The sequence below is a fragment of the Streptomyces sp. R21 genome, assembly GCF_041051975.1.
GTDB lineage: Bacteria > Actinomycetota > Actinomycetes > Streptomycetales > Streptomycetaceae > Streptomyces.
This window is the reverse complement of sequence record NZ_CP163435.1, coordinates 986,938-1,011,855: the sequence shown is the minus strand read 5'-3', so window position 1 is coordinate 1,011,855 and position 24,918 is coordinate 986,938. Positions and strand designations below refer to the sequence as shown.

At 71.5% G+C, this 24,918-nt stretch carries 17 protein-coding genes; 3 read left to right on the top strand and 14 right to left on the bottom strand.

Annotation, left to right across the window (positions count from 1 at the left end):
• Window positions 1–143: 143 nt before the first annotated feature.
• From AB5J56_RS04770 to AB5J56_RS04735, 8 genes are all read right to left on the bottom strand, one after another.
• Window positions 144–635 (bottom strand): flavin reductase family protein, encoded by a 492-nt coding sequence (locus AB5J56_RS04770; protein ID WP_369230355.1) that lies wholly within the window; start codon window positions 633–635, stop codon window positions 144–146.
• Window positions 636–764: 129 nt separating this feature from the next.
• On the bottom strand, window positions 765–1,970 hold the full coding sequence (locus AB5J56_RS04765) for an argininosuccinate synthase-related protein (RefSeq protein WP_369230353.1): 1,206 nt from the start codon (window positions 1,968–1,970) through the stop codon (window positions 765–767).
• Complete coding sequence (locus tag AB5J56_RS04760) at window positions 1,967–3,778, bottom strand: amino acid adenylation domain-containing protein (RefSeq protein ID WP_369230351.1); 1,812 nt, start codon at window positions 3,776–3,778, stop codon at window positions 1,967–1,969. Before AB5J56_RS04760 ends, AB5J56_RS04765 begins: the two co-directional genes overlap by 4 nt.
• Before the next feature lie 40 nt (window positions 3,779–3,818).
• On the bottom strand, window positions 3,819–4,592 hold the full coding sequence (locus AB5J56_RS04755) for a thioesterase II family protein (protein WP_369230349.1): 774 nt from the start codon (window positions 4,590–4,592) through the stop codon (window positions 3,819–3,821).
• A 58-nt stretch (window positions 4,593–4,650) separates the two neighbouring features.
• Entirely contained in the window at window positions 4,651–5,949 is a 1,299-nt protein-coding gene (locus AB5J56_RS04750; protein WP_369230347.1) for a M18 family aminopeptidase, read from the bottom strand.
• Window positions 5,946–11,540, bottom strand: a complete 5,595-nt coding sequence (locus AB5J56_RS04745; protein ID WP_369230345.1) for a MupA/Atu3671 family FMN-dependent luciferase-like monooxygenase — start codon at window positions 11,538–11,540, stop codon at window positions 5,946–5,948. Before AB5J56_RS04745 ends, AB5J56_RS04750 begins: the two co-directional genes overlap by 4 nt.
• Complete coding sequence (locus AB5J56_RS04740; protein WP_369230343.1) at window positions 11,537–14,776, bottom strand: type I polyketide synthase; 3,240 nt, start codon at window positions 14,774–14,776, stop codon at window positions 11,537–11,539. The genes AB5J56_RS04745 and AB5J56_RS04740 overlap by 4 nt, the downstream gene beginning before the upstream one ends.
• The gene (locus tag AB5J56_RS04735) at window positions 14,721–16,049 is read right to left on the bottom strand and encodes an MFS transporter (protein ID WP_369230341.1); all 1,329 of its coding nucleotides are present in this window, start codon (window positions 16,047–16,049) and stop codon (window positions 14,721–14,723) included. Before AB5J56_RS04735 ends, AB5J56_RS04740 begins: the two co-directional genes overlap by 56 nt.
• 257 nt (window positions 16,050–16,306) lie before the next feature.
• On the opposite strand from AB5J56_RS04735, the gene AB5J56_RS04730 reads away from it, so the two are divergent.
• Window positions 16,307–17,224, top strand: a complete 918-nt coding sequence (locus AB5J56_RS04730; RefSeq protein WP_369230339.1) for a LuxR C-terminal-related transcriptional regulator — start codon at window positions 16,307–16,309, stop codon at window positions 17,222–17,224.
• A 62-nt stretch (window positions 17,225–17,286) separates the two neighbouring features.
• On the opposite strand, the gene AB5J56_RS04725 is transcribed toward AB5J56_RS04730, so the two are convergent.
• Both AB5J56_RS04725 and AB5J56_RS04720 read right to left on the bottom strand, forming a co-directional pair.
• Window positions 17,287–18,597, bottom strand: coding sequence for an FtsX-like permease family protein (locus AB5J56_RS04725; RefSeq protein ID WP_369230337.1), 1,311 nt, complete (start codon window positions 18,595–18,597; stop codon window positions 17,287–17,289).
• A gap of 3 nt (window positions 18,598–18,600) precedes the next feature.
• On the bottom strand, window positions 18,601–19,386 hold the full coding sequence (locus AB5J56_RS04720) for an ABC transporter ATP-binding protein (RefSeq protein ID WP_369230335.1): 786 nt from the start codon (window positions 19,384–19,386) through the stop codon (window positions 18,601–18,603).
• A 227-nt stretch (window positions 19,387–19,613) separates the two neighbouring features.
• Here AB5J56_RS04720 and AB5J56_RS04715 point away from each other — a divergent pair, with 227 nt between their 5' ends.
• Window positions 19,614–20,327, top strand: coding sequence for a hypothetical protein (locus AB5J56_RS04715; RefSeq protein WP_369230332.1), 714 nt, complete (start codon window positions 19,614–19,616; stop codon window positions 20,325–20,327).
• Here the strand turns inward: AB5J56_RS04715 and AB5J56_RS04710 are convergent.
• Window positions 20,324–21,274, bottom strand: coding sequence for a LysR family transcriptional regulator (locus AB5J56_RS04710; protein ID WP_369230330.1), 951 nt, complete (start codon window positions 21,272–21,274; stop codon window positions 20,324–20,326). The genes AB5J56_RS04715 and AB5J56_RS04710 overlap by 4 nt on opposite strands.
• Before the next feature lie 50 nt (window positions 21,275–21,324).
• On the opposite strand from AB5J56_RS04710, the gene AB5J56_RS04705 reads away from it, so the two are divergent.
• Complete coding sequence (locus tag AB5J56_RS04705) at window positions 21,325–21,975, top strand: RBBP9/YdeN family alpha/beta hydrolase (protein ID WP_369230328.1); 651 nt, start codon at window positions 21,325–21,327, stop codon at window positions 21,973–21,975.
• 37 nt (window positions 21,976–22,012) lie between these two features.
• Here the strand turns inward: AB5J56_RS04705 and AB5J56_RS04700 are convergent, their stop codons facing one another.
• The 3 genes from AB5J56_RS04700 to AB5J56_RS04690 are packed head-to-tail and all read right to left on the bottom strand — an operon-like array spanning window position 22,013 to window position 24,904.
• On the bottom strand, window positions 22,013–22,750 hold the full coding sequence (locus tag AB5J56_RS04700; protein ID WP_369230326.1) for a hypothetical protein: 738 nt from the start codon (window positions 22,748–22,750) through the stop codon (window positions 22,013–22,015).
• 40 nt (window positions 22,751–22,790) lie between these two features.
• Window positions 22,791–23,432: a lactate utilization protein C gene (locus tag AB5J56_RS04695; RefSeq protein WP_369230324.1), complete on the bottom strand. Its 642-nt coding sequence runs from the start codon at window positions 23,430–23,432 to the stop codon at window positions 22,791–22,793.
• The gene (locus AB5J56_RS04690; protein ID WP_369230322.1) at window positions 23,429–24,904 is read right to left on the bottom strand and encodes a LutB/LldF family L-lactate oxidation iron-sulfur protein; all 1,476 of its coding nucleotides are present in this window, start codon (window positions 24,902–24,904) and stop codon (window positions 23,429–23,431) included. The genes AB5J56_RS04695 and AB5J56_RS04690 overlap by 4 nt, the downstream gene beginning before the upstream one ends.
• Window positions 24,905–24,918: the final 14 nt, after the last annotated feature.

Here is a 24,918-nt window from a genome sequence, read left to right as displayed (position 1 = left end):
TCATGAGGCTAATAGGGGGGTGCAATTCCATCAATGAGCCGTGTACATCGTGAAGTTGCAGGTGAGGGGGTGGCATGCACAGGGTTCGGCACGCCCACTCCGGTCACGGGTGATCCTTGTGCCGGAGAAAGGTCTGAGGGTGGTCAGTCGACCGGGTGACCGGGGCTGATCCCCCGGGCGTCCGACAGCCGAAACATCGCCGGCATCGTCCCGGGCTGCTCCCCGCCGCTCTCCAGCGGGGTCAGGACGAAACCGACGTGGTCGCCCCCGTCGACGCGCTGTTCGACCGCGCCGACGAACCAGGCCGGCGCATCCCGCAGGACGACGGTGCCGTCGGGGCCCGTCCTCCAGGCGACCCGTGCGAACTTGTCCACCCGGTCGCCGGTCTCCCCGCCGAACAGGGCGGCCAGTTCGGTCTGTTCACGTCGGAGCAGGTGCACGGCGAGCCGATCGGCGGACCGGGCCACGCGAAAGGTGTGGTTCGCCTTCGACAGCCAGACCACGAAGCGCACCGGCTGGATCGAGCACTGGGAGGCGAACCCGACCAGGCACCCCGCCCGCTCCCCGCCCGCGAAGGCCGTGACCACGTACATGTCGGGGTTCAGCCGCTCGATGAATGCGTCCATGGTGACCACGCTGCCACTCCCTCGCCTCTGGACGTCGGCACCACCCGGCGCAGAATGGAGTGGCGCCGGTGATGGTGGTGGCCCACGCGTCGTTGAGGCGTCGACCGCCCGGTGTGCGCCGAACGCTCCCTCGTTTCCTCAGCCGCCGGAGTGTGCCGACCGCTCCTCCCAGTCCTCCCGGTTGCGCAGATAGCGGGGAGCGGCGGCGGCGATGGACCGGGTCTGTGCCGAGCCATGGCCCAGGCGCCAGCGCACCGTGCCGGTGACCTGGGCGGCGCAGGTGTCGATGAAGGACTGGCTCGCCCGCCGGAGCTCCCCGAACCAGCGGCCTTCGAGGGCCTCGCGGACCCAGATCTGCTCCAGGTGCATCTTCTCCCGGATCGTCTCCGCCTCCAGGGTCGCCGTCTCCAGGTGGCGGTAGGACTTCAGGAGCAGCGCGGCGGCGGGCATCTCACGCAGCTCCAGTACCTTCTGGCCGCCGGGGAGGTGTTCGAGCCCGCTGTAGCGGCCGATCCCGTGGGCGCCCGCCCGGCGGTTGAGGATGTCGATGAGTTCGGGCAGGGGCAGCCGCGCGCCGTCGAGGGTGACAGGCACACCCTCGGCGAAGCCGACCTCGACCGTCGCGTCGGGGACCCCCGCGTGGTGGACGCTCCAGCGGTACAGCTCCTCGGGGACGGTGTGCTCCTCCGGATCGTCGAGGACACCGGACTCGAACTCCCGGCACCACAGGTTCGCGTCGATGCTGGCGACCCGTCCGCTCATGTGGACGAGCCCGATGTCCGCCAGCTCCCGGCTCTTGCGGTCGCGGCTGACCGGATCGCGGTCGTAGGGGCTGCCGTAGTGGCCGGAGTAACCCAGCAGTCCCAGCGCGCCGTTGAGCCTGCGCAGGGTGTTCTGCGAGCGATTGGCCGTGTGCAGCACTCCCCAGGCGCCCAGTTGGACCGCGATGTCCATGGCCAGCTTGGCGATGAGGGGCCGGCTGAGGGACGAACTGATCGGGTGGGTGTCGAGGTACACGGCCTGCGCGGCGATCGCCGGGCGCACGTACTCCTCGGCGAACATCCGCCGTCCGTCGATGACATGAAGATGCACGGAGAGTCGGTCGGCGACCAGCCGCTGCTCCGCCAGGTCCTCGCCCGCGCCGAGGTCGACACTGACCGCGTGGATCTCGGCGAAACCGGCCTTCGTCAGCCGGTGCAGCAGATATGTGCTGTCGAGGCCCCCGCTGAAGAGGGTGACCACGGGGCGGCGCGGGCCGAACCGCTCGGGTGCGAGATCGGCGAATCCGCGTATGAGACGGTGCTCGGCGGTAGGCGAATCGCCGCTGGAATCAAGGGAGTTCACCGTATGTGCTCCTGGTGCGTGATGCGCCGCAGCTCCTTGGTGAAACCGGCCACGGTCGGTTCGAGCAGGAGGGCCGCCATGGGGATCTCCATCGCCAGCAGGCCCTTCAGGCGGTCGATGACGCGGACCACCTTGAAGGAATCCCCGCCGAGATCGAAGAAGTCGTCGTCCGCCCCGACCTCCGGCACGCCCAGGACGTCGCACCAGACCTCGGCCACCTGCTGCTCAAGTCCCGTGTGTGCCTCGGCAGTTGTCGTACGAGCCGGTGGCGCGGCGGCGGAGGACCGTGCGGCCCGGTCCTCCAGCAGGAGGCGGTCCAGCTTGCCGTTGGCGGTGAGCGGCAGCTCGTTCACCGCCTCGATCGCGGTCGGCACCATGTAGTGCGGGAGCCACTCGCGCAGCGCGTCCCGGACAGAGGCGACCAGGCCCGCCGATGCGACGCCGTCCGCGGGCACCACGTACGCGGCGAGCCGCTTGTCGGCGCCTTCGCCGTGCGCGACGACCGCCGCCTGTCGTACGCCGGCGCAGCGTGCCGCGGTGGACTCGATCTCGGCCAGCTCGATGCGGATGCCCCGGATCTTCACTTGCCGGTCGAGGCGCCCGAGGAATTCGAGGGCGCCGTCGGGGCGCGCCCGCACCAGGTCGCCGGACCGGTAGAGCCGGCCGCCCGGGGCCAGGGTGGGGGAGGTGACGAAGCGTTCCGCCGTCAGGTCGGGCCGGTTGAGGTAGCCCAGGGCGAGACCCGCGCCGCCGATGTACAGCTCCCCTGGCTCTCCTTCCGATACCGGGTCCCCGTTCTCGTCGAGGATCCACAGGTCCGTGTCCTGGACAGCCGAGCCGATCAGCACCGTGTCGAGGTCCGGGTCGCGTGGGCACTCCCAGGCCGTGCAGTAGATCGTGCACTCGCTGGGTCCGTACAGGTTGGTGAGCGACGCGGTCGAGCGGGCGTGGAACCGCTTGACCAGGTCGGGGCTGAGCGGCTCGCCGCCGGTGAGCACCTGCCGTATGCCGTCGTAGCGCTCCGCCGGATCGCGGGCGAGGAGGAAGAGGTCGAGCAGCGACACCACACAGTAGAACGTCGTGATCCGGTGATCGCGGATCAGCTCGGCGAGATGGTCGGCGTCCCGCTGGCGGCGCGGGGCCGCGAGGACGACGGTGGCTCCGGCGAGCAGGGGCCAGTGGACCTCGACGAGATACATGTCGAAGCTGCACGCCGTGTGATGGATGATCCGGTCGTTCTCGTCCATACGATGCGTCGTCTGCAGGGCCGACAGCCGGGAGACGAGGGCGCGGTGGCTGATCAGCGACGCCTTGGGGCGCCCGGTGGAACCGGAGGTGTAGAGGACGACGGCGGGGTCCTGCGGCGATGCGGCCACCGAGGCGGACACGTCCGCGGGTGCGTGCGTGCGGCACTCGTCGTCCGTGAGCACGGGCACCGCCCCCGGGAAGCGGACGGAAAGCGCCGTACTGGTGAGCACGGCACGGGGAGCACAGTCCTCGATCATCCCCAGTGTGCGCGGCAGCGGATCGTCCACGTCGAAGGCCGCGTGGGCCGCGCCCGCGAACAGCGCGCCCAGGACGGCCACCACGAACTCGACGGACCGCTCGTGGTAGACCGCCACCCGGTCGCCGGGGCGCACACCCCGGGCGCGCAGCGCGGCGGCGGTCCGCAGCACCCGGTGCCTCAGCTCGCCCCGGGTCAGGACGGTGTCACCGGAGATCAGCGCGGGCAGCTCCGGGTCACGCTCCCACCGCTCCAGCAGAAGGGCGTCGATCCGGTGCTTGGCGTCGACTGCTGCCGTCGTCATGTGATCAACCTCGAAGTGCAGGGCTCGAAGTGAGCGGGCGTCAGATCTGGAGCTGGGCGGCCGTGAAGTGGTCGCGATGGTCGGCGATCGCCTCCGCCAGCAGTGCGGGTTCGTCCGCCAGGAGCAGGTGACCGCCGGGCAGCCAGACCGTCCGCGTGTACGCGCTGAACAGCGACCAGTCGGCGGTGCGCTCCTCGGGACACAGCTCGTCCTCGTCGCCGAACACGGCAAGAAGCGGACATCTGACGGCCGCGACGGCGGGATCGGCGACGTAGGCCTCGACGGCCCGGATGTCCGCCACGATCGCCGGCAGGACCAGCCCGAGCATCTCCGGCTGCGCGGCGAGCGACTCCGGGACGCCGTCGAATTCCCGCAGGATGTCCAGGACTTCGGCCGGGTCGTCCGTGTCCCGCAGGAGACGGCGCGCCGGATCGGGCGCCTCGTTCACCGCCCACTGCGATACGACGACGAAGCCCGCCACCTCCCCGTCGCCGGAGCGCTCGATCTCGCGTACGGCCTCCAGACCGATCACCGCACCCGAGCACACCCCGACCACGAGCAGCGGGGCCGTCCCGGGCAGCGCGCGGATTGTGGCCACGACGTCGGCCACCAGTCCGGGAAGCCCCGGGACGGCTTCCCGGACACGGGACTCCCGGCCGGGCAGCCGGGCCGTCGCCACCAGCCAGTCGCCCGGGGCGTGCCCCGCGAACCCCAGACCGCTCGCCGCCCCGGCCCCAGCATGCGGGACGATCAGCAGGCGCAGCGTCGCGGCCTCGGGGTCGGCGCCCTTGAGGGTGAAGTTTCTTGCGGACACGTTCCGCCTCTCCTGCTCAGGTGCTCACGTCGGACCGGCCAAATACGGGGTCGCCGGGTCAGCCGGTCATCACGAACTCCCGCAGCGCCCGGGCGAGATACCCGGGATCGGCGGCCCCGACCAGCTCGCGCGCCGAGTGCATGGAGAGCCCCGGCACCCCCACGTCGACGGTGGTCACACCGAGCCGAGCCGCGGTGATCGGCCCGATCGACGTGCCGCAGGGCATCGCGTTGTTGGACACGAACCGCTGCCACGGCACGTCGGCCCGCTCACAGGCGCTCACGAAGGCGGCGAAACCTGTGCCGTCGGTGGCGTACCGCTGGTTGACATTGACCTTGACGACGGGGCCGCCGCCCGGCAGCGGATGGTTGTCCGGGTCGTGGCGCTCGCTGTAGTTGGGGTGCACCGCGTGCGACATGTCCGCGGAGACGCAGATCGTGCCCGCGAGCGCCCGCGACCAGTCCTCGCCGCTGCCGCCTCGGGCGGCGACGGAACGGCTCAACACCCGTTCAAGCAGCGGACTCTGCGCACCCGTCTCGGAACCGCTGCCCACCTCCTCGTGGTCGAAGGCGGCGAGCACCGGCACCAGCGCGGCGCCCCCGTCGCCCGACCAGTCGTCGGCGGCCGACGTCAGCGCGGACACCCCCGCGTGCACGGACACCAGGTTGTCGAGGCGGGCGGAGACCAGGAACTCCCGCTCCGCACCCAGCAGGGACGGCGCCTGGATGTCGTGCAGCATCAGGTCCCAGCCGAGGATGTCGGAGGCGTCCAGACCGGCCTCGTACGCGATCCGGCGCAGCAGCGCGCCCCGCTCCGGGCGGCCCAGCGACCAGATCGGCTGGGTCTGCCGCTGCCGGTCCAGGGCGAGCCCGTCGTTGACCGAGCGGTCCAGGTGGATGGCCAACTGCGGTACGCGCAGCAGCGGTTCGTCGATCTTGACGAGCCGCGCGGTGCCGTCGCGCAGGGTCAGCCGTCCGGAGACGCCCAGATCGCGGTCGAGCCAGGTGTTGAGCGGGACGCCTCCGTAGACCTCCACGGCGATCTGGCGCCAGCCCGCGGACCCGGTGTCCGGTGTCGGCTTGACCCGCAGGTTCGGGGAGTCGGTGTGGGCCCCGACGATCCTGAACGGGGCGTGGGCGGGCGCGTCCGCGGGGACGTACCACGCGAGGAGGGCGCCGCCGCGGGCGACGAAGCAGCCGCCGGTGTGCCCGGTCCACTCCTCCGTCTCCCGCAGCTCCTTGAAGCCGGCCTTCTCCAGCCGGTGCGCGGCCTGCGCCACGGCGTGGTAGGGCGAGGAGCTGCCCTCGAGGAAGGCGAGCAGGTCCTCGATGTGCCTGGGATCCGTGGCGTTGGTCATCCTGGGTAGGTCTCTCCGGTCGGCGTGTGAGGGGTGAGCAGTGCGTGGGCCTGCCGGTCGGGGTGGGCGCACAGGTCTTCGAGCAGGGCGAGATAGTCGGCGAGCAGGCCCTCCGCGGTCTTTCTGTCCCACAGGTCGGACGAGTATTCGAGGAAGGCGCGGTAGCCGTGGGCGGGATCGCGGCGCGGGGCGAGGCCGAAGGTCAGTTCCGCGCGGGACACCGGCGGTGCCAGGTCGTCCACGTCGACGCTCAGGCCCGGTATCTCGATGTCGAGATCGTCGGTGTTCTGGAAGGCGAGGGCGTTGGCCACGATCTCCGGCACCTCGCGTGCGCCGCTGTCCCGCATCGCCTGGAGGACCTGTGTGGTGGGCAGGACGTTCGCCATGACGGACAGTGCCCCGGCGCCGGTACGGGAGACCAGCTCGGCGCAGCTCTCGTCCGGTTCGACGCGCACCCGCACCAGGACGGTCGTGGTGGTCATGCAGACCAGCGATTCGGTGTCGCTGCCCTGCCGGTTGGCGTACGGGACGCCCAGCAGGACGTCGCGCTGCCCGGAGAGCCGGGCGAGCAGCAGCCCGAGCCCGGTCGCGGCGACCGCGAACGGCGTCACGTGCCGGGAAGCCGCGAACTCCTCCATGCGTGCCCGGAGTTCACCGGTTGCCCGGCTCCGGATCGTGTCGCCGTCGCCGCTGAGCCGTTCCGGTCGGGGCCGGTCCGTGGGAATCTCCACACGGCTCGGCACGCCGTCGAGATACGCGACGCAGCGGGCGGCGCGCTCGGCCTGCGCCCGCGGGTCCTTCCGTTCCCGCTGGCGGCGGGCGTACTCCGTGGGCTGGGACGAGGGTGCGGCGAGGCTGTGCGGAGTGCCGGACACGGCCGCGGTGTACAGCTCGGCGAGCTCCGACAGCAGGATCGAATGGGACCAGCCGTCGGTGCAGATGTGGTGCGTCACGAACATGAGGACCCACTCGTCCTCCCCGGCGCGGATCAGCCGCAGCCGGGGCAGCGCGGGACGGGCCAGGTCGAAGGGCACCGCGGCCATGGCGCGGCAGGCCTTGTCGACGCGGGCCGTGCGCCGGTCCTCCGGGAGTCTGCTGAAGTCGTCCAGTTGCAGCCGGAGTCGGGGAGCGGCGACCACCTCCTGCCACCAACTGCCGTCGCCGCCTTGGACATAGCGGGTGCGCAGGGCGTGGTGCCGGTCGATCAGCTCGGCGAGCGCCGTGCGGAGTGCGTCCGGGTTCAGCGGGCCGGTGAAGCGGATCCGGGTCGGCACGTTCCAGACCTGGGGCTGGAGAGTGGCGTTGTGGGCGGCGGCCATACGGGTCTGCTGGTCGGTGGCGGGGGCGCGGTCGACGACCTCGAATTCGGCTGACTCGGGCGCTTCCGAACCGCCGTCGGGTGCGAGCGTCCGGATCATCCCGGCCAAGGTCGCGTCCGCGAAGAAGTCCCCGAGCGAGAACTCGACGTGCAGAGCGTCGCGAACGCGGTTGCCGAGCCGGATCGCCGCGATGGAACTGCCGCCCAGGTCGAAGAAGTTGGCGTCGTCGGGCACGCCGTCGACGCCGAGCACCGCCGCCCAGATCGAGCGCAGCGTCTCCTTGAAGGACACCGCGGCGATGTCCGTGTCCTGGAGCGGCGCGGTGACCTTCGTGTCCTGGATCGACTCCACGGGTCGCGTGTCCTGGAGCGGTTCGGCGGGCTTCGTGTCCCGCACCAGTACGGCGTCGCCGCTCGTCATGGCCCGAAGGATCCGGTCGAGGTCGTCCAGGTAGCCCCGGACCGTCTCGGCGTCGAAGAGATCGGCGTCGTAGCGGATGCGCAGTCGTAGCCCGCCGGAGGTGCGGATGACCATCAACCCCAGCTCCAGCGGCGCCGATTCGGTCCCCCCGTCGACCTGCTCGGCGCGCAGCCCCGGCAGCCGGACCCCGGCCAGTGGTGCCGTGTCCAGGTCCGCGGACACGGTGATCAGCGGGCGCGGGTTGCCGGGATCGGGGTGGACGGCCGCGAGGAGCGCGTCGAGGTCGACGTGCTGATGCGCCTCCGCCTCGAACAGAGCGTCGCGGGTGGCCCGTACGGCAGCGCGCAGGGGCGTCGTCGCCGTGAGTGCGGCACGCAGGGGGAGTACGGCGACGTGGAAGCCGACGGTGTCGGCGGTGGCGGGAGTGCGCCCGCCGAAGGTCGAGCCGACGGTGAACTCGTCCTGGCCCGAGCGCTCGCGCAACACCAGCTGCCAGGCGGTCAGCAGTGTGGCGAACAGCGTGACGCCCTGCCGGCCGCTCCACTCCCGCAGCCCGGCCGCCCGCTGCTCATCGAGGGCGACCTCGGCCGCCGCACCGCGTCCCGCGACCCTGCGACCGCGCGGCCGGTCCGTGGGCAGTGCGGGAACGGGCGGGAGCGGGTCGAGGTACCGGCGCCACCAGTCCAGATCCGCTGGATCAGGGTCCTGCCGTACGGCATCGAGCGTGCTGCCGGCCGGACGCGCGAACGTGGCAGGGCGGCCCTCCACCGCGGCCGTGTACAGCTCTTCGAGGTCGCCGGCGAGGATTCCGGCGGAGTGGGCGTCGGTGACGAGGTGGTGCAGCCCGAAGGCGAGGACGTGGTCGTCCGGTGCAAGCCTGAGCAGTCGCGGCACGAACAGCGGGCCCTCGGCCAGGTCGTGGGGCCGCGTGCTCTCCTCGCGCAGCAGCGCGGCGACGGCCGCGTCCGGGTCCTGCCCCTGGGCGTCGGTCACCTGGAGCGCGGCGCCCGCACCGGGCCGTACGACCTGCTGGACCGTCTCGTCCGCACCACCCGTCCGGAACACGGTGCGCAGCCCGGTGTGCCGCTCGACGAGACCGGCCACGGCGGTGCGCAGGGCCGTCTCGTCCAGCACACCGCGCAGGCGCACCGCCTGGACCTCGTTGTACGCGGCAGGGTCACCGATCAGCTGGGCGGCCAGCCAGAGCCTGCGCTGGGCGTCGGTCGCGGGGGCGGACACCTCGTGTACGCCGCCGTGATCGACTTCCTGGTGGCGCGTGCGCAGCGCGTTGAGGTGCTCAAGGCCCGCGCACATCCGGTCGGCCGGCAGGCCGAAGTCGACGAGGGCGGCGATCTCGTCGACCCCCGCCTCCCTCAGGGCCTCCACGAGAGGGGAGCAGCTGTCGGGCGTGCCGATCAGGGCCCGCTCGTCGCAGTACCGGTCATAGGCCCGGCGGAACAGATAGTCGAGGTCCTCCTCGCTCGCCGCCGCCACGTCCTGCGGGCCGGTGCCGAGCGCGCTCGCCGCGGAGCGCATCTGGAGCGAGGAGCGCAGATAGCGGGTCATCGGCTCCAGCGCCTCGGCGCGCGCGGTGGCGTGGTCCTCGCCGAGGTAGGTGTGCAGGAGGACGGTCACGCGGCCCTCGTCGGGGTCGAGGCCGTACTGCTCGCGGGCCTTGCGGTAGTGCCGGACGTTCTCCGCCAGCTCCTCGACGGACTGGTTCATCAGGTTCGTGACGATCCCGAGCCCGCGCCGTCCCGCGTCCTCGTACGAGGCACGCCGCCCCGACGTGGCGAGGAACATCGGCGGCATCTTCTGCACCGGGCGCGGATGGATCCGTACGTCGGTCTCCTCGCCCTCGCCGGTCGGGCGGCGCACCGTGCCACCGGCCCACAGCGTCCGTACGTCGTCGAGGTGGGCGAAGGCGATCTCCTTGCGCCGGGCGAAACGGTCCGGATGCAGCGCGAAGTCCCGTGCGTGCCAGCCGGTGGCGCAGCCCAGACCGACCCGGCCGCCCGAGAGGTTGTCGACGACCGACCACTCCTCGGCCACGCGGACGGGATCGTGCAACGGCAGCACGACGGAACCGGAGTTGAGCCGGATGCGGCTGGTCTCGCGCGCGAGGACGGACGCCAGGACCGCCGGGTTGGGGAAGAGACCGCCGAAGGAGTGGAAGTGCCGCTCGGGCAGCCACAGAGAGCTGAAGCCGTGCTGGTCGGCGAAGCGAGCCGTCTCGATGATGTGGTCGTAGGCGTCGGCCGGGCGGGGCGCACCCTCCCTCTCGGGGTAGTCCCCGAAGAAGTACACGCCGAAGTCGGGCGCCGGGCGGCGGCGGGGCGGCCTCGCCGCGGGGCGTGGCCGGGACGCCGGGAAGAAGCCGGCGCGGCGCAGCTCGCGCAGTGAGTCCTTCACCGCGTCCGCCACGTGCTCGATGTCGGCGTCGGTGTGGGCGGTGGAGAGATAGAAGCTGCGCCACTCCCACACGTAGATGCCGCGCACCAGCAGGTGCTGGTAGAGCAGTTCCATGTCGGCGCGGTGGGTGAAGCGGAACATCGACCCGAAGTGGGCGAGTTCCAGGGGGAATTCCTCGTCCCGGAAGAAGCCGTTGAGGTCGGTGGCGAGGGCGTAGGTGCGGGCGTTCAGCCGCTGCTGGAGTTGGGGGCCCTCGGCGACGAGATGGGTGAGCACGGCCTTGGCGGCCGCCATCGACAGCGGATGCTGAAGGTAGGTGCCGCCGAAGAACGTGGTCTCGGCCATGGGCCGGCTGTCGTCGCCATACCGCCAGAAGCCGCCGTCGATCCCGTCCATGAGGTCGGCGCGGCCGGCGATCGCGCCGATCGGATAGCCGCTGCCGAGCGCCTTTCCGTAGGTGGCCAGGTCGGGGACCACGTCGAAGTGGTGCTGGGCGCCCCGCGGATGGGGGCGCAGGCCGGTGAGCATCTCGTCGAAGAGCAGCACGATGCCCCGGCGGTGGGTGAGCTCGCGCAGGGTGCGCAGGAAGGCGACCGGGCGCAGGGCGGGGTTGCGGCACTGGACCGGTTCGACGAGCACCGCGGCGATGGAGTCACCTAGCGCGTCGATGGTGTCCAGGGCTTCCTGGCTGCCGTATTCGAGGACGATCAGTTCGGACACGGCGCTGTCGGGGATGCCGCACGAGACGGGGACGGCCCGCCCGCCGTCGGGCCCCGGGCGGCCGAGCACGGAGTCGATGTGGCCGTGGTACGAACCGCGGAACATGACGATCCGGTCGCGTCCGGTGGCGGCGCGGGCGAGCCGGATCGCGGCCGAGTTGGCCTCGGTGCCGGAGGCCGCGAACGCCACCCGCTCCAGGCCCGTCAAGTCCGCCAGCAACTGGGCGACTTCACCGGCCTCGACGGGGCGGGGTCCGAACCGCAGCCCCTGGTCGAGGTGTTCACGCACAGCCCGCGTGACGAACTCCGGCTCGTGGCCGAACAGCAGGGAGCCGAACCCCATCGTGATGTCGGTGTACTCGTTGCCGTCCACGTCCGTCAGACGTGCGCCGCGCGCCGAGCGGGCCGATATCGGGTACAGCGTCTCCTTGGTGGAGCGCCGGAACCCGACCACCGCCCGGCTGTCCGCCAGCACTGAACGCCGCTCCTGCGCAAGCCCCTTGGAGGTGTGGGTGCGCTCGATCAGGCGGCGCGTGAGGTCGTCGGCATGCGCGCGCTGCGCCTCGTCCGCCGTGTCACCGGCCATGCCGGAGCCTTCGGGGAGGGTGACGCGGGGGCCGTGCACCTCGGGGGAGGGGGTGGTACGGCCTTTCGCCGCGGAGAGTTGCGCCGTGAGCTTCCGGGAGAGTTCCGCGGCCCGGTCCGCCGCGGTCGGGCTCATCGGGCCCGCTCGGCGTTGAGGAGGGCGACGGCCTCCGAGAGCTGGGTGATCAGCGTGGCCTGGGTCTCGGCGAGAAGGTCGATCTGACGGCCGAGTTCGGCGATCTCGGCGCGGGTGGCGTAGGAGGGGGGTGCGGTGTCGTTCGATGGGGTTGGTGTGGCTGGAACGGGGGTTTCGGCGGGCGCCGGGGCTGAGGTGGCTGCCGGCTCCGGAGAGAGCCGTTCCGGCCGCCCCGAGCGGGACGCGATCAGCCGTGCCGTCAGCCCCGGCGTCCCCGCCTCCTCCATGAACTCCCGCACAGTGAGCCGCACCCCGAATTCACCCTCCAACTGTTTCAGCATGCCGATGAGTTGCAGCGAGTCGGCGCCGAGGCCGACATATGTCTCCCCGGCTCGCAGGCCTGCCCGATCGTGGCCCAGGTGCTGCGCGGTCAGATCGAGTACCCGCTCGAGTACTGCGTGTTCGCTCACGTCGGCCTCCACAGTGGATTCGGGTGCGGGTGTGTCGACTCCCGGCGTACGGTCCGGCACCGGCGTACGGTCCGGCATCGGCGTACGGTCCGGCACCGGTGTCGGGGGAGCCGGGGGAGGCGGGCCGATCCAGTACGACCGGTGCTGGAACGGATACGTGGGCAGGGGGATCCGCCGTCCCCCGCACCCCTCCAGCAGGGCCGCCCAGTCGATGGCGACACCCACGCAGTGCAGCCGGGCCACCGCCGCCCACAGCGCGTCCGTGCCGAGCCCGGGGCGCTGGGTGGGTACGCAAGGGGTGTCGGGCAGTGCCCGGCGGGCCATTCCGGTCAGTGGGGCACCGGGGCCGAGTTCGACAAGGATGTCCGCAGGGGCGAGCGTCAGCAGTACGGCATGGAAGTCGGCGGTGTGCCGGGCCTGCCGTACGAGATGGTCCGCGTCGGGCAGCCAGCCCGCCGGATGGGTCATCCCGTCGAGTCCGCTGACGAACTCGACCTCCAAGGGCTGGAGTTGGGTCTTCTCGGCGGCCTCGCGGAGTTCGTCGAGCACGGGGTCCAGCAGGGCTGTGTGGAAGGCGCGGTCCACAGGCAGCAGTTCGCCCCTCACATCATGCGCCGCCAGCCACTCTCGGGCCGCCTCCACCGCCGCAGGGGATCCCGCGACAACCTGATGTCCGGGCCCGTTGGACACGGCGAGCTCCAGCGGCCCCAACGCCAACTGGCTGACATCTGTGAAGAGTTGCCGCACACGATCCCTGCCCGCGAACACCGCAAGCATGGCGCCCCGTTGCGTGCGCTGCATGAGCCGCCCCCGATGGCACAGCAACCGCATGCCGTCCTCCACCGACAGGGCTCCGGCCACGCACAACGCCGCGTACTCCCCGACGCTGTGTCCGGCGACCGCGGAGGGTCGCACACCCCACTGCTGCCAGAGCCGGGCCTGCGCCACCTGGAGGGCGAACAGCGCGGGCTGGGCGAACGCGGTGTCCCACTGCGCGGGCCCGGCGCCGCCGACGAGCCGGTCGAGGAAGACGTGCTCGCCCGTCTCCTGTTCGTGGACGCGGGCGCACTCCTCCAGGGCATCGGCCACCACCGGGAAACGACGCGCGAGCTCGGCGGCCATCGCGGGACCGCCCCCGCCCTGACCGCTGAAGACGAACGCGGGCGTTGCTGCGGCCTCCACCGTGCCCACGACGTATCTCTGCCTGTCGGCCCCCTCAGGGCTCGCCAGGTAGGCGTCGAGCGCGCCGACCATTGCGTCCACTGGCGCCGTGATCACGAGCCGGTGGCGCAACTGCCGCCTGCCGAGCGCAGCTGTGGTCACGAGATCGGCGGGGTCGATGCCCGGGCGGGCGGCCAGCGCATCGCGGAAGGACCGCGCGCACGCCACCAGAGCCTCGGGGGTCTGCGCCGACAGCGGGAGGAGAGCGGGCACGGGCGCGGTGGCCGCAGGGCGTGCGACGGGTGCCGGGGCCTCCTCCAGGATCACGTGCGCGTTGGTTCCGCCCATGCCGATGGAGTGCACGCCCGCCCGCCGGGGCCCGTTCACCGGCCAGGGAGTGGCGCGTCGCGGCAGCGTGAACGGGCTGTCCTCGACGCCGAGTCTGGGGTTGGGGCGGCTGAAGTTCACCAGCGGCGGGATGACGCCGTGGCGCAGCACCAGGATCGCCTTGATCAGCCCGGCCAGACCCGCGGCACTGTCCAGATGCCCGATGGCGGGTTTTGTCGAGCCGAGGGCGCAGAAGCCGGTGCGGTCCGTGTGCCGGCGGAACGCCTCGGTGAGCGCGGCGAATTCGATGGGGTCGCCCTTGAGGGTTCCGGTGCCGTGCGCCTCCAGGTATCCGACCGAGTCGGCGTCGATGCCGGCCCGGTCGAGCGCGTGGAGCACCGCGTCGCGCTGGCCCGCGACCCCCGGAGCCGCGAACCCGCCTTTCTCCGCACCGTCGTTGGTGACCGCGGAGCCCAGCACCACGGCGTGCACGGTGTCGCCGTCGGCCAGCGCCTGTGCCAGCGGCTTGAGGACCACGGCGGCCACGCCGTTGCCGCCGACCGTGCCGTCCGCCGCCGCGTCGAAGGCCCGTACCGCACCGCTCTTCGAAATGGTGGACCCCCGCACATGGCGGTGCCCGGTGATCTGCGGCAGATGCAGCGCGGCGGAGCCCACCACCATCAGGTCCGCGTCGCCCGCCAGCAGCGCCTGACAGGCCAGGTGGACGGAGACGAGGGCGCTAGAACAGGCGGTGGCCACATTGATCGCGGGCCCGCGCAGTCCGAGCCGGAAGGCGGCTCGATTGGCCGTGAAATCAGGGTAGTTGCCGACCTGGATCTGCTTCACCGAGATCCAGTCGTCACCGCCGAGGTCGCGGATGTTGGAGGCGAGGTAGCTGTGCAGGGAGTACAGGCGGTAGCCGATGCTGGCGTACACCCCGACGCGATCGCCGGACCCCGCGTAACCCCCGTCCTCCAGCGCGTGGTGCGCGCACTCCAGGAACAGCCGCTGCTGCGGATCGGTCAGCGTGGCCTCGCGCCCGCTCATCCCGAAGAACCCGGCGTCGAACCCGTCGACGTTGTCCAGCAGCGCGCTGGCGCCGGTGAAGTCCGGGTCGCCATACACGTCCCCCGGGATGCCCGCAGCCGCGAACTGGGCCTGCGTGAAAGGCCGTACATGCGACACGCCGGTCGCGATGTCGTGCCAGTACTCCTCGGGCGTCTCAGCCCCCGGAAACCTCAGCGCCATCCCGATGACCGCCACACGCCGGTCCCGCACCCGAGTTCCCCCTCTCCGACGTGTGCTCCGACAGGGCTTCGCTGCCGGTCCGCTGTCTCAGCACCAGGGCCACGAACACCACGGCGATGGCGATGGCCGCGCCGTGCGCGACCGCCACGACCGACAACGGGCTGAAGACATCGAGCGCCGCGCCGACCGCGATCATGCCGACGCCGAAGCCGAGACTCTCCACTGTGGCGGACAGCCCGAAGGCATGGGTACGGAAGGCGTCCGGCAGACCCTGGAGATGGGAGGTGTACGACACCTCGGTGAGCCCGTCGGCCGCGCCCGCCACCAGGGCGACCAGCACCGTCACGACCCAGGGGAACCCGGCGAAGGCCAGGATGAACCCGGCGGACATCGCTATGGTGCCGATCCCGAAGCCCAGCGCGCCGACGGCCCGCCCGGTCCGTTTCGTGTACCGCTGGATCACCTGCTGCACCAGGACGTTGCCCAATGCCCACACGCACCAGAAGACACTGACGAACACGGCGGGGCTGTCGGTGTCCAGATCGGTCGAGTACACCGGCAGGGCCGCGTTGTGGGAGGACGAGCCCAGGGCGTCGACGCCGCGCAGCAGCACCATCAGTCCGAGGACGGGTGCGGCGGCCACCGCGATCACCGCGGCGGGCAGTCGGCGCTTCGGCTTCTCGTCGCCGCTCCCCTTCTCGTCGTCGGCCCGCTCCGTGGTGCGGGGCGAGGCCGGAAGCAGGGCCACGGTCGCGGCGCAGACCAGGAAGGTGGCCATGTCGACGAGGAAGGCGGCGGTGTAGCCGAGCAGCGACACCACGACACCCGACGACGCGAACCCCGCCACCATCGCCATCGAACGCCAGCTGACCATCAGCGAGTTGGCCCAGGTGCGGCGGCTCTCCTCGACGACGTCCGGAATGACCGTACCGCGGAAGGCGACCATGAACAGGGTGCCGGTGACCCCGGCCACCGCCGAGACGGCGAACACCGCGGCTGTACGGAGCCCCTCGGGCGCCGTGATCAGGAGCAGCAGCGCCGCCGCCTGCACCAGGTTCACCCAGAACATGGTGCCCTTCGCCGACCAGCGGGCCAGGATCGTCCCGGCGAGCAGCCCCGCCACGAAGCCCGCCGCGAGCCGTACGGCCATGAACACGCCGACGGCCAGCGCCCGGTCGGTGATGGCGTACACATACAGGTTGAGCGCCACCATGTTGAGGAAGCTGCCGTAGGACGAGATCGCGTAACCGGCCACCAGGATCCGGTACTTGCGCTCGCGGGTCGCCGCCACGTCGGGCGTCACGGACACTCCGGGGCCAGGACACCGTCGTGCCGTGCGGACTCGGACATGAGTGACTTCCTTCGCGAACACAAGGGCGCCCGAGCTGGGACACCTGATGTGGAACGGTCTCCCGGCACGCTAGGCAGGCGGCATCGAAATGACCCCCGGGGCAGCGGCTCACGAATGTAATCTGCACACTTGTGAAGCGTGATCATTTCGGTGCACGGACCCCGGATTGCGACGAATCGTGCCCCGAAAGGCCGTGCGAGAAGGCCCTGTTGGCCTACCGCACCGCCCTGCGCGAGGGGCGCGTGCGCCGCGACGCGATACCGCGCTGCCTGTACGACCTCCACCTCGTCGTGGACGACGAGGACGCGCCCGGGTTCTGTGTGCCCGTTCCACCGGAGGGGGCGCGATTCGCCGTGGTGGGCCCGATCGAGGACCAGATGGCCGAGCAGCGCAGGAAACTCCGCGCGGTTCAGGCCCGGTTGGCCTCCTTCGAGTCGGTGTACTCCCAGGAGCAGGACGCGGCACAGCCCTTGACGGTCCGGCTGACCGGGAAGGCCGCGATCAACGCGGCCCTGGAGGTGGCGGTCGGCGGCTGCCGCAAGGAACTGCTCACGGCCCAACCGGGCGGCGGGCGTTCGGAGTCGGCGCTCCATGACGCCCTGGGCCGCGACCTGCGGGCGCTCGGCCGGGGCGTGCGCCAGCGCACCATCTACCAGCACACCGTCTACACCCACCGGCCGACGATGGCCTACATCGAGCAGGTCACGGCCGCCGGCGCCGAGGTGCGCACGCTGGCCGAGATCCTCGAACGCGTCATCGTCTGCGACCGGGAAGTCGCCTTCATCCCGCTGTCCGAGGACGCGAGCGCCGGAGCGCTGCAGATCAGGGACCCCGCCGTGGTGCGCTTCGTCGTCCGGTTCTTCGACCAGGTCTGGGAGCGCTCGGTGCCGGTGCGGGCCGAGGACCCGGCGCAGCGCAGCCCGGTCGTCACCACCGACCTGCGCCAGAGCATCCTGCGCGCGGTGGTCGCCGGTGAGACGGACAGCGCCATCGCCCGCCGCCTCGGCATGAGCCGCCGCAGCGTGGCCGAGCACATCCGCAAGGTCTCCGACCATCTGGGCAGCGGCAGCCGGGCCCAACTGGGCTATCTGCTCGCGACGTCGGGACTCCTCGACCGGGACGAGTGACATCCGACGGGAGGGAGGGGCAGGCGCCGCGGCGCCTGCCCCTCCCTCCCGTCGGATGTCACTCACGCGGCCAGCGCCACCGCCTCCACCGCCGGTGTCCGCAGCGCCCGCCGGGCCGTCACCAGGCTCGTGCCCAGCGTCACCGCCGCCGCGACCGCGACGACGGAGAGCCAGATCCCCAGCCCCTGGTCGGGGAGGACGGAGTCCGTGCGGACGATCGTGAAGGGGAGGATCCCGGCGAGGCCCGCGACCGTGCCGAAGAAGACGCCGGTGACCGTCAGGATCAGCCCCTCGACACCGACCATCCCGAGCACCTGGTTCGGCGTGGCCCCCGCCAGGCGCTGGCCGCCGAACTCCCGGGTGCGGTAAGTCGTCGCCGCATACAGGGAGTTGACCAGCATGATGCAGGAGAAGGCCACGATGATGCCGACGACCACCAGGTTGAGTGTTTCGAGGTTCTTCGCGTCGATGGACTTCGGCACGCCCGAGGCCGCGATGGCGTCGCTCTCGACTCCCTGCATGTAGAGCGTCGCCGTCGCGATGGCCGTGAAGAGGATCAGCGGCATCAGGACACCGGAGAGTTCGGCCGCACGCCGCCGCATGTTCCGTACGGCGACATAGCCACTCGGCCCGGAGAGCGGGAGCAGGTCGAGCAGGCCCCGCAGCAGCCTCGGCGAGAAGAGCGCGAACCCGACGGACAGCAGGATCGCCCCGTAGGCGGCAGGCGCCATCAGCGCGGCGGCCGTGGCGGAGAAGGCGAAGGTCGAGCAGACCGACACGCCGCCGACGACCAGGGCGGCGCAGGCGAGGAACTTCCGGGCCCGGCCGCGGTTCCGGCGGCCGTGTGTCGCCCGGCGCACCGCGAGGAAGGCAGCGCCCGCCGCCGCGAGCACCGTGATGTCGATGCCCGACATCAACGCGACGACTCCGAAGGAGTAGTCCACGGACCGGTCGACCTGACCGCTGTTCTGGAAGACGTCCAGCAGCGCCCGGCCGCCGAGCATGGCGGGACCGATCGCCAGCAGAGCCCCCACCAGCGCGACCGCCACCGACTCGCCGACAACCATCCGCTTGATCTGCGCCGGGGTCGCCCCCGAGCAGCGCAACAGCTCGATCTCAGAGGCGCGTTGACGGACGTTCACGGTGAGAGTGGAGGCGACGGCGAAGAACACCAGCAGGGTGCCGTAGCCGCCCACCACGTTCGCCGCGGTGGACAGGGACTCGGCGCTCTGCGCGTCGACGCCGGGCTGTCCCGCCGTGTCGTGCAGGGAGTTGAAGGTCATGATGATCGCCGCGCCGAGGAAGGCGGACAGCAGGGTCGCGGTGAAGCGCCCGGGGCGCTTGCGGATCGAGCGAAGGGCCAGAGCGAACATGGCTCACACCCCCACCAGCACGTCGTCGCCCAGGTGGGCGAGGCGCTCTGCCACCGCGCCGGCCGTCGGGGCCTCCATGCCACCGGCGAACCGTCCGTCGGCCAGGAACACGACGGCGTCGGCGTACGAGGCGGCGACCGGGTCGTGCGTCACCATGACGACGGTCCTGCCGTGCACCCGTACCGCTTCCTGAAGCAGCCGCAGCACATCCCGCGCGCTGCGGGTGTCCAGCGCGCCGGTCGGCTCGTCCGCGAAGATCACGCTGGGCTCGGTGACCAGGGCCCGGGCGATGGCGACCCGCTGCCGCTGACCGCCGGAGAGCTGGTCGGGCAGGTGCCCGAGCCGGTCGCCGAGACCGACCGACGTCAGGACCTCCCGGACCCGCGCCTTGTCGATACGCCGCCGCGCCAGCTTCAGCGGCAGGACGGTGTTCTGCGCCACGGTGAGCGTAGGGAGCAGGTTGTACTGCTGGAACACGAAGCCGATCCGGCTGCGCCGGAACTTCGTCAGCGCCGCCTCGCCGCCGCCCGTCATCTCCGCCCCGTCGACTCGCACGAGCCCGCTGTCGGGCCGGTCGAGCCCGGCGGCGCACTGGAGCAGCGTGGACTTGCCGGATCCCGAAGGCCCCATGACCGCGGTGAACGTGCCGCGCGCCAGGCTGAGGGTGACCCCGTCCAGCGCGGTCACGGTGTTCTCCGCGGAACCGTAGGTCTTGCTGACCTTGACCAGCCGCAGAGCCTCTCCGGCGGGTCCCGAATCATTCGTGCTCCGTGCCGACCTGCGAAACATCGTCATCACTCTCCGTCCGGCACGCCCTGTGCCTCGTCCAAGACGCTACGGAGACGGCGGCGGGACCACACTGGGCGCAGAACCCGTATCGCCGGGTGTACCCAGCAACACCCCGTACGGGTCACCAGAAGGACAACGGGGGAGGTCACCGGACGAGGCGGCAGGGATGACGTGAAACGATCGAGGGCGCGAGCGTCGAGCTGGAGCCCAAAGGGCTGCTGGACCTGGTGGATCCCGACTTGCGGGATGCCTATACGAGGTTCGGCGACGCGTTTCCCAGACAGCAGATGGAGTTGCAACCGCTCTGCGGCGATGCGCAGCGCGCCTTCCAGGACAGGACGCGCAGGGGTCTGAAGGCCACGATACAGAGCGTGCTGCGCAACGTGCTGTGTGACCAGCGGCTGGGCGACAAGGAACCCAGCGAGTACCTGATCGAGTATCTGGACCGGGAGATCGACCGCATCGAGGTCAGGCTCAACCAGGACGGCGAACTGGCCGTCGCACGCGGGCTCAACTTCGGCCTCGGCCTCGGTGTGGCGCTGCTGCTCGTGCCGCTGCTGTTCGGCGAGAAGCTGCTCGGTGCCATCGGCGTCACCCTGAACTGCACCGACCGCTGGAGCCTGACGGGTGCGCTCGTGTGCGGAGGCGTCGGCGCCTACCGGGTCTTCGGCGGCTGGTTCCTGGCAATGGCCACCTACTCCTGCTCAGCGCCGGCTTCGTCACCGTGGTCGACATCCCGGCCACCACCGCAGACATGTGCCCCGCGCACGGAGGTGCGGCCACCGCCGGCAACGGCACCGCCTTCTGGGAATTCTGGTGCGCCATCGGCTTCGTGGCGGGCTTCAACGAGCGCTGGGTGTACGGCCTGTTGGGCCACGAGGCCACGAACAAGCAGCCAGGACCGCGCGGCTAGGTGTGCTGTCCGGCCGAACAGGCCCTAGGCGTGATGCCGACCGTTTCGACCGGCCAACTCGCCCGCCGCTGCCAGCCGTTCGCGTACGACGGTCAGCACCGGGTCCGCCTCGGCGCCCGCCCGCACCGCCGCGAACACATGACGGCTCGGCGGTTGCCCCTCCGGTTCGCGCAGCACCAGACCGGGCCGGTGCAGTGGCTGCACCAGACGCGGTACGAGTGCCACGCCTGCCCCCGCCGCGACGAGGGCCGCGAGGGACTGCCAGTCGTTCACGGCGTGCCGGATCTCCGGGGTGAATCCGCCGGCCGCGCACACCGAACGGGTCACCGCGCCGCAGCAGCTGCGGGCGTCCCCGACGATCCAGGGCTCCGCGGCGAGCTCCCGCAGCGGGATCCGGTCGAGGTGGGCGAGGCGGTGCGAGGCGGGCAATGCGACGTCGAGGATGTCCACGAGCAGATCGGTCCGGGCGTACCGGCGATCGGTGAACGGCGGTGCCTCGGCGAAGTCCACGGCCACCGCCAGGTCGACGTCCCCCGCGTCCAGCCGCGTGAACAGATCCGGCGGCTCGGCCTCCACCACGGCGATGTCGAGATCCGGACGGGTCACGGCCAGATCGGCCAGCACGGTGGGCAGCAGCCCCGAGATCGCGCTGGAGAAGGCCCCGATGGTCAGGGCGCCGCGCTGACCGAGCCCCCAGTCCACGAGATCGGCGCGCGCCCGCTCCAACTGGGCGGCGATGACATCCGCGTGCCGGAGCACGACCCGCGCCTGCCCGGTGAGTCGAACGCCCCGCCCCTGCCGCTCGATCAACGGCACACCCAACTCGCGTGAGAGAGCGGCGAGTTGCTGCGACACCGCGGAGGGCGTCAGATGCATCGCCTCAGCCGCCTTCGCCAGGCTGCCCCGACGGTCCAGCTCCCGCAGGGCACCGAGGCGGCGCAGGTCAATACTGAAGGTTCCGCTTATCCGTTCCACCGAGAAACATTAACTGGACCTGCGGGGAGGCGGAAGAGACGATCACTTCCATGACCTCCAACCGAACCGCGGACCCTGTCTCGACCCCGGTGGCCCGTTCCTTCCTGATCCTGCACGGCTGGCAGAACCACCGGCCCGACGGCCACTGGCAGCGCGCCCTCGCCGACGAACTGGCCGCCCGCGGCCACCGCGTGACCTACCCCCAGCTCCCGGACCCCGACGACCCGGACCTGGATGTATGGCTCGCGGTGCTGCACGCCTTCCTCGGCGCGGACTGGAACTCCCAGGGGCCAGGGCACGAGCGAGTGGTCGTCTGCCACAGCCTCGCCGTCCCCCTGTGGCTGCACGCAGCTGCCCGCGGCACAGTCCGGGCCGACCGGGTCCTCCTGGTCGCACCCCCGTCCGCCGATGTGCTCGCCGGCTATGAGGAGGTCTCCGCGTTCGCCAGGCCGGACGTCACCGCCGCAGAGGTGAAGGCCGCCGCGGGCGTGACCCGGCTGGTGGCGGCGGACGACGACCCGTACTGCCCGGGCGGCGCGGCCCACCACTACGGCCTGCCCCTCGGCCTCGACACCGATGTCGTACCGGGCGGCCGCCACCTCGACCTGGACGCGGGCTACGGTTCCTGGCCGTCGGTCCTCGACTGGTGCCTCGATCCCGCCGTACGGATCACCGGGCGGACCGCAGCCGACGGACGCTAGAAGCGGGCACGCACGAGGCCCCGGCGTCCTCCCGGGCTCACGAGGAACCGGACCCGGCACCGTCCGGCGGGTCCAGCGCGAAGACGTTCACCCACTCGGCGTCCGCGGCGTGGTAGCCCAGCCCGGTCAGCGCGTCGGAGACCGCGCGCATGTGCTCGGCGCCGTAGACGATTCCGATGACGAACGGGCCGGTCCGCGCGGTGTGGGCGCGGTGGTACTCGGTGAGTGTGCGCACCAGCAGCCGGTCGCGGCGCCGCATCACCAGGTCGTCCAGGCCCGGCAGGGTGTCGAGCGCCGCCTCCTCGGCGTCGCTCAGCAGATCCTCGGTGGTCAGATGCCGGGCCAGGTAGCGGCGGGTGCCGAACAGGCGCATGCCCGCCGTGACCGCCGGGATCACCGCGGCCAGCACCGCACGTTCCCGCAACGGCAGACGCCGGTAGCGGTCCTCGAACTCCGCGCCCGACATGTCGGGGCACACCACGGGCACGCCGAGCGTGTTGTAGTCGATGTCCTGGACGACGAGCCCCAGCCGCTCGTGCCCGTCCAGCCGGGTGTACGACGCCGTCAGGGCCTCCGCGGCCGGCGAGCCGGACCCGACGCCCTCCGCGATGACCAGGTCGCAGCGGCGGAGCCGGGCCGCCACCTCCCGGTAGAAGCCCGGCTCGCCCAGATGGATCATCGGGAAGAGCGTGAAGCCGAGCTCCGTGCCCGGCCCGCGGAACCGTATGACTGCCGAGCGCACCCCGGCCAGCTCGGTCACCTCGATGAACTGCATACGGGCCCCCGTCCCGACCCCGGAATCGGCACCGGCGTCCTCAGGTCACCAGGATGACCTCCAACGTGCGCGGCCCGTGTACTCCTTCGACCCGGTCCAGCTCGATGTCGCTGGTCGCCGACGGGCCGGAGATCCATGTCAACGGGCGGGCGGGGTCGAGGCGTTCGAGCGCCTGGGGCACGGAGGCGACGACCTGGTCGGGGACTCGGACGACGCAGATGTGGTGGTCGGGGACCAGGGTGATGCGGCGACGGCCCTGGTCGGGGCCGCCGTCGAGCACGATGGTGCCGGTCTCGGCGATGGCCACCGCGCATGCGGTGACCACGCTGGTGACGCGGTCGAGGTCGTGCGGTGTGCTGTCGGCCCGGTCCGTGACACGGGGGACCTCTGTGGCCGCCAGCCATGCTTCGTCCAGACCGGGCGGGACGAGCACGGACGCCGAATTCCGCTCCGCCAGCAACCCCGAGATCACCGTGCCGAGTTCACCCTCCGGGCAGCGGTGCACGACCGCCCGGTAGTCCGCCAGATTCTCCGCGAGCAGATCCACCCTCTGCTCGACGCTCCGCTCGCCGTGCTCGGTCAGGTACCGCCGCTCAAGCGCCTGTTCGTACGGCGTGTCGTCCCGTGGTACGTCGGCGAGCGCGCGCCGCACCCGGCCCAGGATCCGTTCCCTGCTGCTCACTTGGCGTCCTTTCCGCCGTGCGTGCGCTGCCACCAGTCGCGGAACGGCTCCGCGGGCACCGCCGGCAGGTCTCGGGTGTCGCTCCACGCCTTGCCGGGACCGGGCAGGGTGCGCGGGTGGAAGCGGCGGGTGCGGGACGCGAGCCGCTGGCCGGTGCGCAGCGCGCCGGGATGGCTGAACGCCCAGCGCGCCGCCCGCATGGCGGCCCGCTCGGCGGCGTGCCCCTTCGCGGGTTGCAGCACCACCTTGCTGCCGTCCCGTGTCACCGGGCCGCCCTGCGCGATGCGCTCCCGCAGATGCACCAGCACCTCGGGGATGTCGATGGCGACCGGGCACACCTCGTAGCAGGCGCCGCACAGACTCGACGCGTACGGCAGCGAGGCGTCGATCTCGCTCTGTGTACCCCGGAGTTGGGGGCTGAGGATGGCGCCGATGGGGCCCGGGTAGACCGAGCCGTAGGCGTGGCCGCCCGCCCGCTCGTAGACGGGGCAGACGTTGAGGCAGGCCGAGCAGCGGATGCAGCGCAGGGCCTGGCGGCCGACCTCGTCGGCGAGGGTGTCGGTGCGGCCGTTGTCCAGCAGCACAAGGTGGAAGTTCTGTGGCCCGTCGCCGTCCGTGGTGCCGGTCCACGTCGAGGTGTACGGGTTCATGCGCTCGGCCGTGGAGGAGCGGGGGAGGGTCTGGAGGTAGACCTCCAGGTCGCGCCAGGTGGGCACGATCTTCTCGATGCCGACGACCGAGATCAGCGTCTCGGGCAGGGTCAGGCACATCCGGCCGTTGCCCTCCGACTCGACGACCACCAGCGTGCCGGTCTCGGCGACCATGAAGTTGGCGCCGGAGATGCCGACCTTGGCGCGCAGGAACTTCTCGCGCAGGTGCAGCCGGGCGGCCTCGGCGAGTTCGGCGGGGGAGTCGGTGAGCCCCTCGGGTGCCGGGCGGCCCCACTCGCTCATCTCGCGGGCGAAGATCTCGCGGATCTCACCACGGTTGCGGTGGATCGCCGGGACGAGGATGTGCGAAGGGCGGTCCTTGCCCAACTGCACGATCAGCTCGGCGAGATCGGTCTCGTAGGCGTGGATGCCCTCGGCCTCCAGCGCTTCGTTGAGGCCGATCTCCTGCGTGGCCATGGACTTGACCTTGACGACCTCGCTCTCACCGGTGGCCTTGACCAGATCGGCCACGATCCGGTTGGCCTCGTCGGCGTCGGCCGCCCAGTGCACGGTGCCGCCGGCCGCGACGACCGACTCCTCCAACTGCACGAGATACCGGTCGAGATGACGGAGCGTATGGTCCTTGGTCTCCTTGCCGGCCTCGCGCAGCTCCGCCCAGTCGGAGACCTCGGCGACCGCCTTGGCCCGCTTGGCGCGGATCGTGTGCGTGGCGTGGCGGAGATTGCCGCGCAGGGTCTGGTTGTTGACGGCCTCGTGCGCGGCCACCGGGAAGGCCGGCATGCCGACGAACGTCCCGCTCATGCGGCAGTCTCCTC